Consider the following 14,934-nt stretch of genomic DNA (forward strand, 5'->3'; position numbering starts at 1 on the left):
CTTGAAATTATCCGCGTTGCATCTGCGGTTTCCCGATCGATCGAAGATTTATGCAATAAGTCTACTATCTTCACCATGCAGTATGCCCGCAGCTACTACCGAAAGCGGAGCAAACTGCACGGCAGCTACTTCCAGCCGGGGTTTGGGATTTTCCGGGCGACGACGAACGTCACTACAAATATTTTTTATATTTCTCCTTTGGAATTGCCATGACTTGCCGACGTTGCAGATGTGCAGATCACTTCTGGTTCGACGAGGTATATCGTGCTTTTTCACTGTGTGCTGTCGTTCTTTTTTAACACCGCTATTTTGGGTAGGAGTGTCAATATTATTGCGGCATTGAGTTAAGATGATTCTGTAGCAGATGCTGCGATTTTTTGTTAATGGGCGATCGATCTTGTTTTAGGGCGATCGCTGCTTAGTGTCGGAATTCCAGAGTTAGACGAAAGAAATTATGGCTAATCACCAAAATTTGCATAAATCAATAAAAAATGTTAGTCTAATAACGAGTGATACAAAAAGTTTCCGCCTATCCACATGATTTGGAGTATGGTGCGGAAACTTTCAGCCTAATAATGGTTGGGCTTTGGCCAACCTAAATTTTCCCTAGTTAAAATTGATAACGTTATACTTGACTTAAACTTTTGCTATGAGCAATGCAGAATCATCAAATATCCAACTTGAACTAAGCTTGTTAAATAATGGGCTAGATTTTATTCTCAAGGGCATAGACGAGCTTTTTGATGATGATTACGTCATGAGAGAGTATTCCAGTGCGGTTGATATTGGCACGAGTAGTTACAAGTATGGTGTTCTGAATCTTTTTTCTGGTTTTTTGCTACTTCTTAAAGAAAGGCTTTATCGTCATATGCCAGAACTAATCTTCCAAGGTAATTTAGAAGATATAAGAAACAAGGTTTCTTCAGGAAAAACTCCTAATACCGTCGCTCTCAAGGAAGCCTTAAAAAAATTAAAAACCGGTCCGGGATTTGTATTTTCCGAACGAGATGAAAAGTTAATTAGAGATGTGCAAGATATGAGAAATAAATTTGAGCATTACACAATCTCGGTTGACAAGTACGAACTGTGGTCGAATCTATCAAAGTTTTTGGAGTTGATTGATAAGTTTCTTGTTGAGGAACTTGACATAAGTATTGAAAACTCACCGGAAGCCTTAGAACTTCAGGAAAAAATACACCAAATAGATTCAGTCTGGGAAAGAACTCAGAGAGAGCGTAAAAGCCAATTTGATTTGGAGATACAGGGTAGGATTGAAGAATTTAATACCTCAAGAGACCGAGTTATGCAAGAGTTAAAAACAGAGTCTTACTCTAGCAATGGGGCAGATAAATTCTTGGGAAATTGCCCAGATTGCTACGAGCAAACGATGATCGTATACTACAAGGATTTTATAGGCATATGTAGTAATCCAGAGTGTGGTAGTGGTAACCCTTTAACAGAATGCTTGAGATGTGAGGCAGAAGTGTTGAATGGTAGGAAAAGATTGCTAAAATTAGCCCAACAATGTATAATTGCAGAGTTATAAATTATTAATAATCAACTGAAATGCTATTTTCTAACTTCCCCAAAATTGTCAAACGGTATCTCGCCCATTTACCCAAAGATGATTATCCAGTTTTAGATAGCTTCACATTTGTCTCCTGCTGGCTAGGGTTTAGTTTTGACCAAAGTCTGGATACTATGCGTTCCCTATTTTCCCGTTTAAACAGTCGAGATATTTCCCTAGATATATCAACTTTTTCTAAGGCTAGTAAGCATAGAGATATTGATATTTTTGTAAAAATCTTTGAAAGATTACAAGCCGATATAAAACGTCAATTAATTAACAAAGATTGTCTCAGGTTATTCCCTTTAGATTCAACGATAGTTACCTTGACAAGTAAATTACTATGGCAACAGGAATACCATCAAGTAAAATTATTCGCGGGAACGGACAATGAACGGGGAATAATTGATGGAGTACACATTCATTTTGGCCAAGGTCATGACAGTGAGCATGGAGATAAAACTATAGCAGCCACACCTCAAAATGGAGTCGCTGTAATGGATAGAGGTTTTTCTAGCTCTGAACGCGTTCAAGCATTAATGAAACAAGAAAATCAATATTTTGTACTACGAATTAAGAATAATTCTACTATCAACATGAACGAGGATGGAACTTATGAAGTGTGGAGTGACAAACGAAAAGTTCAAGTAAGATTAGTGACTTTTTCAGATTTAGAAACACGAACTGAATTTAGGTTTGTCACTAATTTACCTGAATCAGGAGAATTAGCATACACTAATGAAGAAATTGGAGAAATTTATCGCAGACGATGGCAGATTGAATTGCTGTGGAAATTCTTAAAAATGCATTTAAAATTGGCTCGTATAATTACTAAAAATACTAATGGAATCAAGATCCAAATCTATGCCTGTTTGATTTGTTATTTGTTGCTTCAGTTAGTTGAAGTTCCTGATGAAATTGGAAATAAACTCTTAGACAAATTACGATATTTACAGGCTTTTATGTGTGAGAAAATCAGCTATATTCACTGGTTTAAGGAACTTGTTTTCAATTGCTGAAATCAGCATTTTAGAGGATTCGTATGTCTATTTTCAGAATCCTATCAATAAGCGTTCAACACTTCTGGATGTGAGGAACTTACACCTGGTTATCCTTGGCAAGACAAGTTTTGCGATTCTTGTTCAAATTGGATAGATGAGCAATAGAGAAACAGTTTGAGAGTTGTGCGGGAGACAGACAACTTTCTTAACATATCTAAAATCTAATCATTCAAGTTGATTAGACTGCTTTCAACCGAATTATTGCCAACATCATAGATACCTTGTAAAACCTGCTTTTTGCGTAATTCCTCAGGTTTGTTATCAAGTCAAATTCATTTCTAGTATGATTTAACAACAAGTGAAAAAAAGCCAGCAATAAGGATAGAAAAAATTCCCCTAAACCAGAATATAATAATCGTGTCAAGAAGCAAATTATGGTTAACCAGTTTCGCGTCACCAAAGTTCCCAATAATGTTGAATCTGCTATTAATACGCTGGAAACTAAACCTAAAGAATTTGCTCTGTACCTTGACGAGTCTGGAAGTCCCAAACCGAGTCCCGATGACTCCTCTCCCTTTTTTGCAATGGGTGGCGTTTTGATTGAGAGGAGCAACGAAGATATAATTAATAGTCTTCTAGTTGATTTCAAGAATCGCTGGAATATTCCTCAAAACACACCCTTACATGGCAATGAAATCCGCTCTCGAAAAAAACGCTTTGCTTGGCTAGGTAAACTCTCGGATTTAGAGCACGAGCGTTTTATCGGAGACTTGACAAATACTATTATCAGTTGCCCCATCGTTGTTCACGCTTGTGTCGTCTCCCGCCAAGGCTACCTAAAACGTTACTTGGAAATCTACGGCGAAAATACTTGGGAAATGATGAAAAGTGCCTTTTCAATTGTAGTGGAACGTGCAGCCAAATACGCATCACTCAGAAACGGTACACTGATGGTCTATTTTGAAGCAGCAGGTAAAACAGAAGACAGACTACTTAAGCAATACTTTAATGGGTTGCGATCGCAAGGCAATCCTTTCGATCCCAACCGATCTAGTGAATACTCGCCATTATCTAACACGGATTTTTCGAGACTGCTGCGCGGTATAGATAGCAAAACAAAAAATAACCTAGTAATGCAACTAACTGACTTGTGTTTATATCCCGTTGCGCGCAGCCAAGACCAGCCTGATAATCGAGCTTTTTTATATTTGAGGGAACAAAAATTACTTGTAGACTGCGACCTAGAGCCTAGTCAGATACCCCAATTAGGTATTAAATTCTATTGCTTTGATAAATCCTAAAAACAGCAAAACCGCCTATTCAGCGGTTATGATGCGGCAGTCGTAACGACTACCCCTAGGCTTTGCCTAATAAAATTATAACTTTAGAGCATTCAAACGTCAAGACACGGACAATGAATTGAGCTACCCAGGTGATGGGAAGGAATTGTTAATGCTGATTTTCCCACCCAAAGCCGATCGCCCTCCATCCCCCGACACTACAGCAAACGGGCGATCGCACGCCCCCGTTCTGCCAATCTCAAAATTTCCTGACATTTTTCTTGCTAAAACGAAGTCATTACGAGTATGATTTAACAAGAAGCAAAAAAGACCAACGCCATGAGGATCGAAGAAATACCCCTCAACCAGATTCGCCGCCCCCTGCCGCGAGTCAACGACCAAACCAAAGTAGCCGCCCTCATGGAATCCATCCGCGAGGTAGGTTTAAACGAACCCATCGATGTGCTAGAAGTAGATGGTCAGTATTACGGATTTTCCGGCTGCCACCGCTACGAAGCTTGCCAGCGTCTCGGTTTAGAAACTATCCGCTGTAAAGTACGCCGAGCTCCCCGTGCGGTGTTGCAGATGCACCTAGCCTGAGCCTCTCAAGAGAAATTCACCACGCAGGCAAACATTCGATCGCCCAAAGCTTTCTAATATATTCGATCGACAATCACTACTAACAAGCTAAAAACCTATGACAGCCAACAACCACAAACAACATCTTTACCCCACCCGCATCGATATGTCAGCCGCCACCCGATCTCAAGTAGTCGGCCTGCTCAACGCCACGCTAGCAACAACTCTCGACTTAAAAACTCAAGTCAAGCAAGCTCACTGGAACGTTAAAGGCATGGACTTTTACCAGTTGCACTTGCTGTTTGACGAAATGGCAACAGAACTCGAAGAATACATCGATTTGGTTGCCGAACGGGTCACAGCTTTGGGCGGTTTGGCTGTAGGAACAGCCCGCGCAGCCGCCACAGATTCGATCCTGCCAGAATTTCCTTTCGACATTGTAGACGGCAAAGAATACGTGACGGCTTTAGCCGATCGCTACGCGCCCTACGCCCAACACCTGCGAGTCGCCATCGACAAAGCAGCGGAACTCGGCGACGCCGATACAGCGGATCTCTACACCGAAATTTCGCGGGCAATTGACAAGCGTTTGTGGTTCCTAGAAGCGCATTTGCAAGGCTCTGCGATAACTGCAAAAGCCGCCGCGCCGGAAAAAGTAGGCGCCAAATAGCACACTTTCAAAAATTGAACTTGCATCGGCATAAATCGCCAAACTTTTGTGGGGCGGGCCCAACAGCCCGCCCCACAAATGTATTTCCTTAAGGCTCCTGACAGCTTAGGATCGAGAATATGTCCATTTATTAATTTGGATGAATTTTTCGTGGCAGCTAATATTCCAGATTATGCTCCTCAACTGCAACGCCTGATTCAACAGGCGGGGCTTTCGGGCGATCGAGAACTCAGCCAAAAAGCAGGAGTTTCCGAGATCCAGCTAAGCCGCCTGCGTCGCGGCTTAGCTTTGCAAACCCGAGCCGACATCCTGCTCAAGATCAGTCAAGCTTTACAAATTTCCTTAACCGAACTGCTCGCAACCTTGACCCCAGATTATGTAGAGTTAGAAAAGGCACCACCGACAGCCCTAGAACAAGAATATCAGCGCCTGCAAGCTTCGATCGAACAGCAGCGAGAATCTTTGATGGAGGAATTCCAGCTTTCTAGCGTGCAAATTTTAGAATCTTGGATGTTGCAGTGGCCGACTGCTGCGAGCAAAGCTCAGGAAAATCACAACTTGCGGGCTCAGAAACTACTGCCCTTGCTGCGGCCCGTCGAGCAGTTATTGGAGCATTGGGGAGTGGAGTCTATCGCCCCTGTCGGAGCAGAGATTCCCTACAACCCTCAACAACACCAACTCCTGGAAGGAAAAGCCCAGCCCGGAGAACCCGTCAAAGTCCGCTACACTGGCTACAGACAAGGCGACAAACTCCTCTACCGCGCCAAAGTTAGCCGTGTTTGATTAATAGCAGAAGGCATTCGGCAGAACAAAGATTGTCCCTCTCTCAAAATTCACTCCATGCGTTGCGCTGCGACTCTCCTGGGCGTTGCGAGGCGCGACGATCACCATCTCTTACACTCAAAACTCTTTTCCCGCTCGAGCGGCTCTGACACTTTCCCCCTCTGTTATTTGGATCGGAGTCCATCTCGCAGCTATACTAGCCTAGTCTGGCTAGAAATTCTGACATTCCCACCGCAAAATATGAGTCCTGTAGTTAAAATTATTCAGCCCTCTGGCATTTTAGACGGCACCAAGGCAAGTCAATTCCGCCAAGAGATTAGCGACCTAGTGGAAGCGGGAGCCGATGTGGTATTGATAGACTTCCAAGATGTGACATTTATGGATAGTTCTGGTTTGGGCGCTTTAGTCTTGGCGCTCAAAACAGTCCGGGCCGCTGGGAGTCAATTAGTTGTCTGTTCTATCAACGAGCAAATCCGCATCTTATTTGAACTCACCAGCATGGATCGAGTTTTCGAGATATTTGCGACCCGCGATGCTTTTAATAGCAAAATTCTCTCAAGTAACTAAATCTTTTGGCTGCTGCCTTCTTGCTATTTGGTCGCAGATGCGCTGCAAGAAGTCAGCTAGCCAAAGTTTACCTTGAGTAAAGACCAATCATCATCAAAAACTGCTTTAGCGTTCAAGTTTTGAATGTAGTTCAAAACTAGCTCTAACTGGTCGGCACTTGCACCGTTGTAAGCTGCTAACAGGTCGATGAAAGGGTCAAGCCCCCAGATATTGCCGTCAGGTTGGTGGATCTCGTATACCCCGTCGCTAAAGATGTAGAGAGTGCTCAAATCCTCGACATCGCAGCAATTATCGACATAGGGGGCGTCGGGGAACATCCCGACCGGCATTCCGGGGGTTTTTAATCGCTGGATTTTAGCAGTGCTCGCAGGGGACTGGGAAATCAACACCGCCGGTGGATGGCCGGCGCTGGCATAAACGAGCTGGCGAGAAATGCGGTTGTAAACGCCATACCAGATGGTGAAATACTTGTCATTTTGGTAGCTCATCTGGAAGGTGGTATTGAGGGACCGCAAAACGTCGCTGGGTTTGTAATAGTCAATGTTGGGGAGTGTGCGCGATCGCAGCAAATTCAGCACTGCCACAGAAGGCAGCGCCGCCCGCAAACCGTGACCGGCTACGTCTAGCAAGTAAATCGCCAAATAATCGGCATCTAGCCAGTTGTAGTCGAAGCAATCTCCCCCCAACTGCCGGGAAGGAATGAATTTTGCCTCGATGCTGATAGGTTCCGTCATCGGATCAGGCAGCAGCGATTGCACGTACTCGGCCGCCTCGGCTAACTCTGCTTCCAGACTTTGCTTGGCAATTTTTAAATCTCGGCTGAGTTGGTGCAGTCGCAATCCGGCGCGTACTCTCGCCTGTAACTCGTTGAGTTCGATCGGCTTTGAGATAAAATCGTCGGCACCGGCGTCGAGCCCTTTGACTCGATCGGCGATCGAACCCAAAGAAGTCAACAAAAAGAATTGTGTTGTTGACAGCTCGGGATCTGCCTTAACTCGACGGCAGACATCTATGCCGGTCAAGCGCGGCATGATCCAATCGCAAATTATCAAGGCCGGACGCAATTTTTGCGCTTGGGCTACACCGTCTTCGCCATTACTTGCTACTGTCACTTCGTAACCCTGTTTTTTCAGGGTTCTTCTCAGCAGTTCTTGAACAGCCGTATCATCGTCAATAACCAGAATTTGAAACATGGGCACTCAGGTACTACAAGTCTTTCAAGGTCTGGGGGTCAGTGAACAAACCTGACGGTCAACTCGTACCGTTAGAACGCAGGCTTCTTTTTCCCTCGAGGGCAGGGCTTTTTAGAGTGACGTAGAACCACCGCCACTTTCTTCATTACTGTTTCAACGTGCCAGAAAGTACATTGAAAATCAGGATGCTCCCGAAATATAATTAGTTCGCGAGCCAACAAAGAGGACTGCCACGCCTTTCATCATCAAGAGGCGTGGATTCGGGGTAAGTAAGGCGCCAGCGCCTCGTTTAACTCCCCTCTAAATACACGCCTTGGACGAACCGGCTGATAGTTAAAAATATATCCTGTCAGCGCGCTGGTCTGAGATAGAGTATAGTCTATTGACATCGCTTTCGAGGTAATTGCTTTTGACAGCGGGTCGTTGAGTTCAATTTACCTTGAAATTTGATGGAAATTTGGGCGCGATCGAACTTCACTCAGTTTATACTCAGAATATAAATTTTTATATACTTTTATTTTCTACAGGCGCGGGTTGACAGGGAAGTGCTATTTATGGTATCGTAAAAAACCAATTAGTGGATTTGACCTTGAAAAACTAGCAGCAAAAGCTAGTATCCTCAAATTCCAATTCAAATTTTCCTTGTTTTATTTTGTCCGAGACTGATGGAAAACTTCAGTGGCAAGGGCGTCAGCAACCCCGTCACTAGACATGGGGCTTCAGGCGACTAACGTCTTTGCCCTAGCTGACCACACTATCCATTTAGGGCAAGAGTTAAAGACCCACTTCAGGATGCTTGCTAGTCTTGAACACTGGAACCGAACGATTAAACAGGCTTATGGGTTAAACCAGTGTCGTTTGGATAGTTACCGGTCCTAAACAAAGTCGAAGCAAACTTTACCCGCAAGGAGTAAGCAGCAATGCAAAACTACGTATTTGTGATCGATCAAAATAAACAGTCTCTTAATCCAATACCCCCAGCACGAGCAAGGGAATTGCTGACCAAACAAAAAGCTGCTGTGTTCAGAATGTACCCCTTTACCATCATTTTGAAACACGTGGTGGGCAACCCATCTCCTAAACCATTAATTATCAAGCTTGACCCCGGCAGCAAATTGACGGGCCTTGCAATTTTGGATGGAGAAAACGTCATCTGGGCAGCCCAGTGGGAACATAGAGAATGGCCAATCAAAAATGCTCTTGAATCTAGACGATTATTGCGCCGGACTCATCCTAATCCTAAGACTCGGTATCGTCAATCCCGTTTTGATAACCGTAAACGTCCTACTGGATGGCTACCTCCATCGTTAATACATCGTGTCCTCACGATTGAGACTTGGGTAAAACGGCTTTGCCGTTATGCACCTATTACTCAGATAGCGATGGAATGGGTCAAGTTCGATACTCAAAAACTCCAAAACCCAGAGGTTAACGGTGTAGAGTACCAACAAGGTGAACTCGCGGGTTACGAAGTCAGGGAGTATTTGGTGGAAAAGTGGGGGCGTAAATGTTCTTACGGCGACTCTGAAGGCTTACCACTCCAAGTTGAACATATTCACCCAAGGTCTAAGGGTGCTAGCAAGCGAGTCAGCAACTTAACTCTTAGTTGTGAACGGTGTAACATCAAGAAAAGGACTAAGCCGGTTAAAGAGTTTCTCACAAAAGACCCTGCAAGATTAGAGAAGATTCTTCAGCAAGCTAAACAACAGCTAAAAGACGCTGGCGCAGTTAATTCCACCGGTTACGCGGTGTTTCGGACTTGGAAAAATATCCTACCCATAACTACAGGGACGGGAGGACAAACCCAATATAACCCGACAAGGGTTAAGCTACCCCAACAACACTGGATTGATGCCGCTTGTGTTGGAGAAATAGAAACCATTAAGCTAGTAACCCAGCAACTATTACGCATTAAGGCTACTGGAGGGGGAAGCCGTCAAATGTGCGGTACAGACCGATATCGATTCCCTAGTCGTCACCGCGAACACAACCAGATTCACTTGGGTTTCAGAACCGACGATATCGCCAGTTCTGTTGTTACGAATGGCAAGAAAGTAGGTGAATACGTTGGCGTGTACTGCGTCGTAAAACAGGCCGTTTTGATCTTGCCACGCGACTCGGCAGGGTATCCGGCATTAGCCACAGATTTTGTACGCCAATTCATCAAAAGGATGGTTACTCCTATGCGTTTTAGGAGATATCGACGGCGGTTAAAACCGCTCGCGCCGGAATTCCTCCCTCATATAAAGAGAGAGGGCATCCAGACTTCCCGGAGGTTCTGGTGATTGAATTAAAAAATTCCGAAAAGTTGCCAATGCTCAAAAAAGCGGATCTTCAAGTCAATACAGGTCTGAGTGGATTAAGCTGGGTTTTGTCGTGGTTTTCACAATTGTATGACTCGCGAATTCCTACAAGTGTGTGGATACGGTGTCAGTTGGTTTTGGCTGAGAGCTTTACGAATGCGGTTCGTCACGCCCACAAGGGCAAACCGTCGGATTGGCCGGTGGAAATTGAGGTCGCGGTGTTCGCGGAATCTTTAGAGATGAGAATTTGGGATTGGGGCGAACCCTTTGATTTAGAGCAAAAAATCAAAGATATGTCGGAACAAGACGATATTGACTCTCCAGGGGGGCGGGGCCTAAAATTGATCAAAGACATCGGAGACAGTATTAGTTACGAGAGAACGGCTGATGGACGGAACTGTTTGTTGATCGTCAAAAATTATTCTCCCTGTCTCAACGATCTAAAATAACACTAATATTTTTAGCGGGTAAGGGTTGAGGGTAGCTCCTCAACCCTTCCCTAAGAAGCCTGCGTGACTGTTAAGCTGCGTAGCAGTTTATTATATTTAGATTTGACTGCTTCCCTAAATACTGGCAATTCCCATAGCATCGGTATTTCCCCATTAACTTGTTGCCAAAGTGTGGTATAGATTCCTTTTTGTTGAATCAAATCTGTATGGCTAACCTGATACCACAACACTTGCACCATCCCATAAGTTTGGTAATAAAAAGTGTTCAACAAAAACGGAAAATGCCTTGCCATCCATCGCTCCATTTAGTGGCTTTAATCCTACTACTTTATTTAAGCTAATTGCTCCGATAACTGTTACTTTTGCACCCGATAAAATGGTTTTAAATCCTAGAGTATTTTACCAGAATGCGAAGTGCATGAGCCAGTTTCAACCCCAATAAAACGCCCATTTTATAGAAAAAAATGAGGTTGTCCGGGTAGATTTTTTTCACCGGCTCTCCATAAGGAACACCTCAAAATTTGCACTTGTTCGGTGGCAGACTGACTGCGACCTATTGTCTTTTTTTTCGCTCCGATGCAAGTTTTTTTACCTGGAGCGACACATCATACCCTTAGCTGATAGACTGCTTGTGGCTAAGAAAAACCATATTCACAATATTTTGACTCATGTACTATCAGGATATTTTTCCACCATCTCGGTCAATTGAGTTGTGCGCGAATGTAATACACTTTTAAGGCTAACAAGAAAGTTTTTTTTTGTTGAACATGACCAGTCATTTGTTTTTGTTTCAAGAGTTTCTGGACAAAGGCTTGACTCATATCAAATCGGGCAGCTACTTTCAAAATAGATGTATCACCTTGTTGATATGCTTTAACTCTTTTTTCACTCGTCTCGATCGAATAACGTTTCCTTTTTTGCGCTTATCTACTGAATATAGTGGGCCCCATATAAATGGAATATGCTGTATTGGGACAAGTCAGGTAAATGTTCGACCCAGCAAATCCGCAATCTGCTGATCGATATTGGTCTGGTGAAAACGCCGACTAGCCATATAGTAGGCCGATTGGGCGATCGCGATCGTATACTCAGGTTGGTTATGACAGGTATTAATAACTTCTGCGAGTTGGTCTGGCTTGCCGGGAGGAACCAAAAAGCCATTGATGCCCGGTTCTATTAATTCCATAGCACCTCCCGATTGAGCCGCAACTATAGGTCTACCACACAGCATAGCCTCGACAATAACTCTGCCAAAAGGTTCGGGTGCGGTTGAGGTATGTGCAACTAAATCACAAATTGCCATTAACTGCGGAATATCTGAACGAAATCCTAAAAACTTAACTCGATTTTCAAGTCCTAATTCTGCTACTTGTTTGTGTAATTGCTGGACATAATCCTGCTCACCAAAGAGCGCATCACCCACTAAAATAGCTGTAACATTTTTGGGACAGTAGGTAAGTGCTTCAATTAAAATATGTTGACCTTTCCAAGGTGACAATCGGCTGAAATGACCTACGATAAATTGCCCCTCAAGTTCTAGCTGTGTCTTGAGTTGGCTAATTTTAGAGCGATCGCTCTGATAGACTTTAGGCTCAAAGCCATTGTAGACGACATCGATTATGTCCGAGCGTCCTCCTGCTTCTAGGAAAGCAGCCTGACTTGCTTTGGAGTTAGCAATAACCAATGATGCAAAGCGATTAGCCAAAGTTACAGCTACTTTTAAGTTGGTTGGGCTGAAATGGTCTGTAGATAAAATGTCATGCAAATGATACACGATAGGGCGACGACTCAAAAAGCTAGCTAATGCACCCACCACTAAAGCTTTTTGCGTGTTGGCGTAGACCAAATCGTATTGACGAGCTTTTTGAACAACTTTAGCAATCAAAGGCACTAGCGCGGTTACACTACTTAAACTCTGGGTCAAGCTGCTTTCTTTACGAACTTTTATTGCTTCAGTGGCTAACACCTCAACGGGAATTTGCTGTTGCTCTAGTAATTGCCTAAAAGAACCATCTACAAATAAGCCAACTAGACAGCTATCTCGATAGGGTTTGGCAATATCTATTAGGCAAAGTTCTGCGCCACCAGGCTTACCGCTCTGGTCGAGAAATAGTATTTTCATCCGTTTTTTTACCTAAAAACTTTTCCATCTATTCTACAGGACTTACGCAATTTTTTAAGGTGGAAACTATCTGTAGTGGTAAGGTGCGGTGTGCAAACAACTCTACAAGTACAGTCCTGGGCGTAAGTGTCACAATTAGTAAGGTACTCTACTCTCACCAAGCCCTACATAATCCATTCATAATGAAAATCTGGCGCACCCTATAAGTCGATGCTCCTGTGCCAGTTGCGTAAATCCTAAAGTAGAGTCTGTGCGTAATCCCTATGTTTGTCAAACTGAGGTGAAACCTCGCTCTTGCGTAGGCTGTATCCTCGCAAAACCCTTAAATTTCCTGATAAGGACAAGCATAGGGATAAGTCCTCTTCTAATTGTTTTGAGCCTCAGGCTAACAACACTTTTCTAACTTTTTGCGCGATTGTTTGCCAATCAAAATTATTAGCAGCATATTCCTGACACGCTTCTCTAGAAGGCATGGGTACTTTTCCAATTAGCAGTTGTTCCAATCGCTCCGCAATAGCTGTTGCCTCACAAGAAGGAGTAATCAAATTTGGTGAAAACGGCTCTAAAATTTCTGGCATTCCACCCACAGGAGTACATAACGCTGGAGTCCCACAGGCGAGGGATTCTAGCACGGATAATCCAAACCCTTCTAAAGATTGGCTCGGCATCACACTTAGGTCGGCGGCTTGGTAAGCTATAGGTAGTTGGTCATCTGGCAAAAAGCCGAGAAATTTAACGTTGTCATTGAGTCCCAAATCTGTTGCTTGCTGCTCAAGAATCGCTTGTAGTGGCCCTTTTCCAGCGATCGCCAACCAGATATCAGGAATTTGAGGTTTAATCATCGCTATAGCGATTAACAGCTTATCGAGTCCAACTCGATGCACTAAGCGACGCGCTGTAAAGAGAATCCGGCGATTTTCAGGCCAGTCGATCTGCGTGCGGGCTTCAGGGCGCGATCGGTTAATTTGAAATCGCGAAAGATCGACACCGCCGGGAATTACGTGAATTTTGCTCCAAGGAACTTGATATTCTTCATGTAAAATCCCACCAAATGCTTTGCTCAGGACGATAAATCGATCGCAACGACGATAGACTATTTCTTCGATCCAGTGCTTCAAAAAAACGCTCAGTTTACCAGAACCCTCTTGCTTACTTTCCAAAGCCCAAGGCCCGTGAAAGGAAAAGGTAACAGGAACCTCCCTAGGTAAAACCTGCAAAAGAGGAAAACTATAGAGTGCAAAATGCAGATTAATTGCATCAGGTTTGGCAGATTTTCGGTGCAAAAAATTGGAGCGAATTAGCCAAAGCCGTTTCCATAGTTGATGTTCTGGTTCAGCTAAATTAGTGAGTTTTACGAGAGAGTTAGGCTGAGTTTCTGGTAGACCAACTCCACACAATTCAACTCGATCTTGACTGGCTGCTAGCTGATGTGTTAGCTCATACATATATCGATCCAGACCTCCCGGTGTTTTCGGAAACCATCCGATCCCGACGCAAAGAATGTTTGCTACTGTAGCAGGGTTACTTCTGTAGTTTTCCACTTGGTTGTTTGCAAATATACAGTGAACTACCTGCACTATACTCGAAACGAGTATAGTGCAGGCTTCTAACATCACGGGGGAATTCCCCAACTTAGACTTTCGTCCCTCCGGTTTGCCACCTTTGATCCCGGCGCTATAGTCCGCTTCGGACTTAGGGGGGTTCAAAGGCGAATCAGTTAAATTTACAATAACTGAGACATCGTGACTATAGCTATATTGATCGGTGAGATTATGAAGAATCGATTCCTGTTGCTAGTAAACAAATTATGGCAAAAACAGCAGTTATTCATCCCAAAAATGAATCACTTCCTCAATCCTTTGAAGCCGATCAATAACGATCGCCAACATTGCAGGATGAGTTTCCGATCTCCTGCGATCGCAGGAGTCAGAATCTCTACTGTAACTGTACTGTCTATAACTTCACTGTCTGTAACTTTAAACCCTTTACGGAGTTGGTCAAGCGATCGCCCCAAACAAATAGCTGTAGATAATCAAAGTAACTTATGGATTCTGCAAGGGAAAGACGCTAGTAAGCCTCCGAAGATTCTGCCCTATTCCAAGACAGGAACTTTATTGTCCAAGCAAATTACCGAGGTTGTAGACCCTACAGCCCTAGCCATTGACAATCAAGACAGACTGTTGGTTGCAGACAATAGCCCCCGTCAACAAGTGCTGATTTACGATATCTCAGGAACCCCTAAGTTACAGCACTTCCGGGTGTTATGAGGTACAATAAGAATCAGGGCTATTTCATTCTTGAGAGAAGGGTGATAAGCTGAAGCTATATTCCTTCAAATTGTTTTGAGTAATGACCCAACTTGCAATTGTTGAAGCCTTCTCTGACTTGATTGATACTCGTTGCGGCACAGGATCGCGCCA

At 43.8% G+C, this 14,934-nt stretch carries 15 protein-coding genes and 2 pseudogenes; 12 read left to right on the plus strand and 5 right to left on the minus strand.

From position 1 onward, the window contains the following. The 5 genes and pseudogenes from ACUVJL_RS07460 to ACUVJL_RS07480 all read left to right on the plus strand — a co-directional run. A pseudogene (locus ACUVJL_RS07460) lies at window positions 1-213 on the plus strand (hypothetical protein); the annotation flags it as partial. A gap of 18 nt (window positions 214-231) precedes the next feature. Then, window positions 232-348 carry a hypothetical protein gene (locus ACUVJL_RS07465; protein WP_445245272.1) on the plus strand — a complete coding sequence of 39 codons (117 nt, stop codon included), beginning with the start codon at window positions 232-234 and terminating at the stop codon, window positions 346-348. Between the two features lie 301 nt (window positions 349-649). Further along, on the plus strand, window positions 650-1,546 hold the full coding sequence (locus ACUVJL_RS07470) for a hypothetical protein (RefSeq protein ID WP_445245273.1): 897 nt from the start codon (window positions 650-652) through the stop codon (window positions 1,544-1,546). Between the two features lie 20 nt (window positions 1,547-1,566). Continuing rightward, window positions 1,567-2,586 (plus strand): IS4 family transposase, encoded by a 1,020-nt coding sequence (locus ACUVJL_RS07475; RefSeq protein ID WP_445245274.1) that lies wholly within the window; start codon window positions 1,567-1,569, stop codon window positions 2,584-2,586. Between the two features lie 416 nt (window positions 2,587-3,002). Further along, complete coding sequence (locus ACUVJL_RS07480; RefSeq protein WP_445245275.1) at window positions 3,003-3,869, plus strand: DUF3800 domain-containing protein; 867 nt, start codon at window positions 3,003-3,005, stop codon at window positions 3,867-3,869. Between the two features lie 123 nt (window positions 3,870-3,992). On the opposite strand, the gene ACUVJL_RS07485 is transcribed toward ACUVJL_RS07480, so the two are convergent. Further along, the gene (locus ACUVJL_RS07485; RefSeq protein ID WP_445245276.1) at window positions 3,993-4,124 is read right to left on the minus strand and encodes a hypothetical protein; all 132 of its coding nucleotides are present in this window, start codon (window positions 4,122-4,124) and stop codon (window positions 3,993-3,995) included. A 63-nt stretch (window positions 4,125-4,187) separates the two neighbouring features. On the opposite strand from ACUVJL_RS07485, the gene ACUVJL_RS07490 reads away from it, so the two are divergent. The 4 genes from ACUVJL_RS07490 to ACUVJL_RS07505 all read left to right on the plus strand — a co-directional run bounded on the left by ACUVJL_RS07490 (window position 4,188) and on the right by ACUVJL_RS07505 (window position 6,447). Then, window positions 4,188-4,448 (plus strand): ParB N-terminal domain-containing protein, encoded by a 261-nt coding sequence (locus tag ACUVJL_RS07490; RefSeq protein WP_190733544.1) that lies wholly within the window; start codon window positions 4,188-4,190, stop codon window positions 4,446-4,448. A 97-nt stretch (window positions 4,449-4,545) separates the two neighbouring features. Next, on the plus strand, window positions 4,546-5,097 hold the full coding sequence (gene dps / locus ACUVJL_RS07495) for a DNA starvation/stationary phase protection protein Dps (RefSeq protein WP_445245277.1): 552 nt from the start codon (window positions 4,546-4,548) through the stop codon (window positions 5,095-5,097). 78 nt (window positions 5,098-5,175) lie between these two features. After that, the gene (locus tag ACUVJL_RS07500; protein WP_445245283.1) at window positions 5,176-5,880 is read left to right on the plus strand and encodes a helix-turn-helix domain-containing protein; all 705 of its coding nucleotides are present in this window, start codon (window positions 5,176-5,178) and stop codon (window positions 5,878-5,880) included. Window positions 5,881-6,120: 240 nt separating this feature from the next. After that, complete coding sequence (locus tag ACUVJL_RS07505; RefSeq protein WP_332960788.1) at window positions 6,121-6,447, plus strand: STAS domain-containing protein; 327 nt, start codon at window positions 6,121-6,123, stop codon at window positions 6,445-6,447. A 56-nt stretch (window positions 6,448-6,503) separates the two neighbouring features. Here ACUVJL_RS07505 and ACUVJL_RS07510 read toward each other — a convergent pair whose 3' ends face one another. Continuing rightward, window positions 6,504-7,640, minus strand: a complete 1,137-nt coding sequence (locus ACUVJL_RS07510) for a PP2C family protein-serine/threonine phosphatase (protein WP_445245278.1) — start codon at window positions 7,638-7,640, stop codon at window positions 6,504-6,506. Between the two features lie 920 nt (window positions 7,641-8,560). On the opposite strand from ACUVJL_RS07510, the pseudogene iscB reads away from it, so the two are divergent. Continuing rightward, window positions 8,561-9,834: pseudogene (gene iscB / locus ACUVJL_RS07515) on the plus strand (RNA-guided endonuclease IscB). A gap of 87 nt (window positions 9,835-9,921) precedes the next feature. Beyond that, complete coding sequence (locus ACUVJL_RS07520) at window positions 9,922-10,392, plus strand: ATP-binding protein (protein ID WP_445245279.1); 471 nt, start codon at window positions 9,922-9,924, stop codon at window positions 10,390-10,392. Window positions 10,393-10,442: 50 nt separating this feature from the next. On the opposite strand, the gene ACUVJL_RS07525 is transcribed toward ACUVJL_RS07520, so the two are convergent. The 3 genes from ACUVJL_RS07525 to ACUVJL_RS07535 all read right to left on the minus strand — a co-directional run bounded on the left by ACUVJL_RS07525 (window position 10,443) and on the right by ACUVJL_RS07535 (window position 14,055). Then, window positions 10,443-10,685, minus strand: coding sequence for a hypothetical protein (locus ACUVJL_RS07525; RefSeq protein WP_445245280.1), 243 nt, complete (start codon window positions 10,683-10,685; stop codon window positions 10,443-10,445). A 686-nt stretch (window positions 10,686-11,371) separates the two neighbouring features. After that, window positions 11,372-12,514, minus strand: a complete 1,143-nt coding sequence (locus ACUVJL_RS07530) for a glycosyltransferase (RefSeq protein WP_445245281.1) — start codon at window positions 12,512-12,514, stop codon at window positions 11,372-11,374. A 380-nt stretch (window positions 12,515-12,894) separates the two neighbouring features. Further along, window positions 12,895-14,055, minus strand: a complete 1,161-nt coding sequence (locus tag ACUVJL_RS07535) for a glycosyltransferase family 4 protein (RefSeq protein WP_445245284.1) — start codon at window positions 14,053-14,055, stop codon at window positions 12,895-12,897. Between the two features lie 231 nt (window positions 14,056-14,286). Here ACUVJL_RS07535 and ACUVJL_RS07540 point away from each other — a divergent pair, with 231 nt between their 5' ends. After that, window positions 14,287-14,781: a hypothetical protein gene (locus ACUVJL_RS07540; protein ID WP_445245282.1), complete on the plus strand. Its 495-nt coding sequence runs from the start codon at window positions 14,287-14,289 to the stop codon at window positions 14,779-14,781. Window positions 14,782-14,934 lie beyond the last annotated feature (153 nt).

Origin of the sequence: Microcoleus sp. OTE_8_concoct_300 (genome assembly GCF_031383065.1) — a bacterium.
Taxonomy (GTDB): Bacteria; Cyanobacteriota; Cyanobacteriia; order Cyanobacteriales; family Microcoleaceae; genus Microcoleus.

Excerpts from the sequence above, each read along its gene's own strand:
- ACUVJL_RS07470 (WP_445245273.1), top strand. The coding sequence starts at position 650 with ATGAGCAATGCAGAATCATCAAATATCCAACTTGAACTAAGCTTGTTA.
- ACUVJL_RS07475 (WP_445245274.1), top strand. The coding sequence starts at position 1,567 with ATGCTATTTTCTAACTTCCCCAAAATTGTCAAACGGTATCTCGCCCAT.
- ACUVJL_RS07480 (WP_445245275.1), top strand. The coding sequence starts at position 3,003 with ATGGTTAACCAGTTTCGCGTCACCAAAGTTCCCAATAATGTTGAATCT.
- ACUVJL_RS07485 (WP_445245276.1), bottom strand. The coding sequence starts at position 4,124 with ATGTCAGGAAATTTTGAGATTGGCAGAACGGGGGCGTGCGATCGCCCG.
- ACUVJL_RS07490 (WP_190733544.1), top strand. The coding sequence starts at position 4,188 with ATGAGGATCGAAGAAATACCCCTCAACCAGATTCGCCGCCCCCTGCCG.
- dps (WP_445245277.1), top strand. The coding sequence starts at position 4,546 with ATGACAGCCAACAACCACAAACAACATCTTTACCCCACCCGCATCGAT.
- ACUVJL_RS07500 (WP_445245283.1), top strand. The coding sequence starts at position 5,176 with ATGTATTTCCTTAAGGCTCCTGACAGCTTAGGATCGAGAATATGTCCA.
- ACUVJL_RS07505 (WP_332960788.1), top strand. The coding sequence starts at position 6,121 with ATGAGTCCTGTAGTTAAAATTATTCAGCCCTCTGGCATTTTAGACGGC.
- ACUVJL_RS07510 (WP_445245278.1), bottom strand. The coding sequence starts at position 7,640 with ATGTTTCAAATTCTGGTTATTGACGATGATACGGCTGTTCAAGAACTG.
- ACUVJL_RS07525 (WP_445245280.1), bottom strand. The coding sequence starts at position 10,685 with ATGGCAAGGCATTTTCCGTTTTTGTTGAACACTTTTTATTACCAAACT.
- ACUVJL_RS07530 (WP_445245281.1), bottom strand. The coding sequence starts at position 12,514 with ATGAAAATACTATTTCTCGACCAGAGCGGTAAGCCTGGTGGCGCAGAA.
- ACUVJL_RS07540 (WP_445245282.1), top strand. The coding sequence starts at position 14,287 with ATGAAGAATCGATTCCTGTTGCTAGTAAACAAATTATGGCAAAAACAG.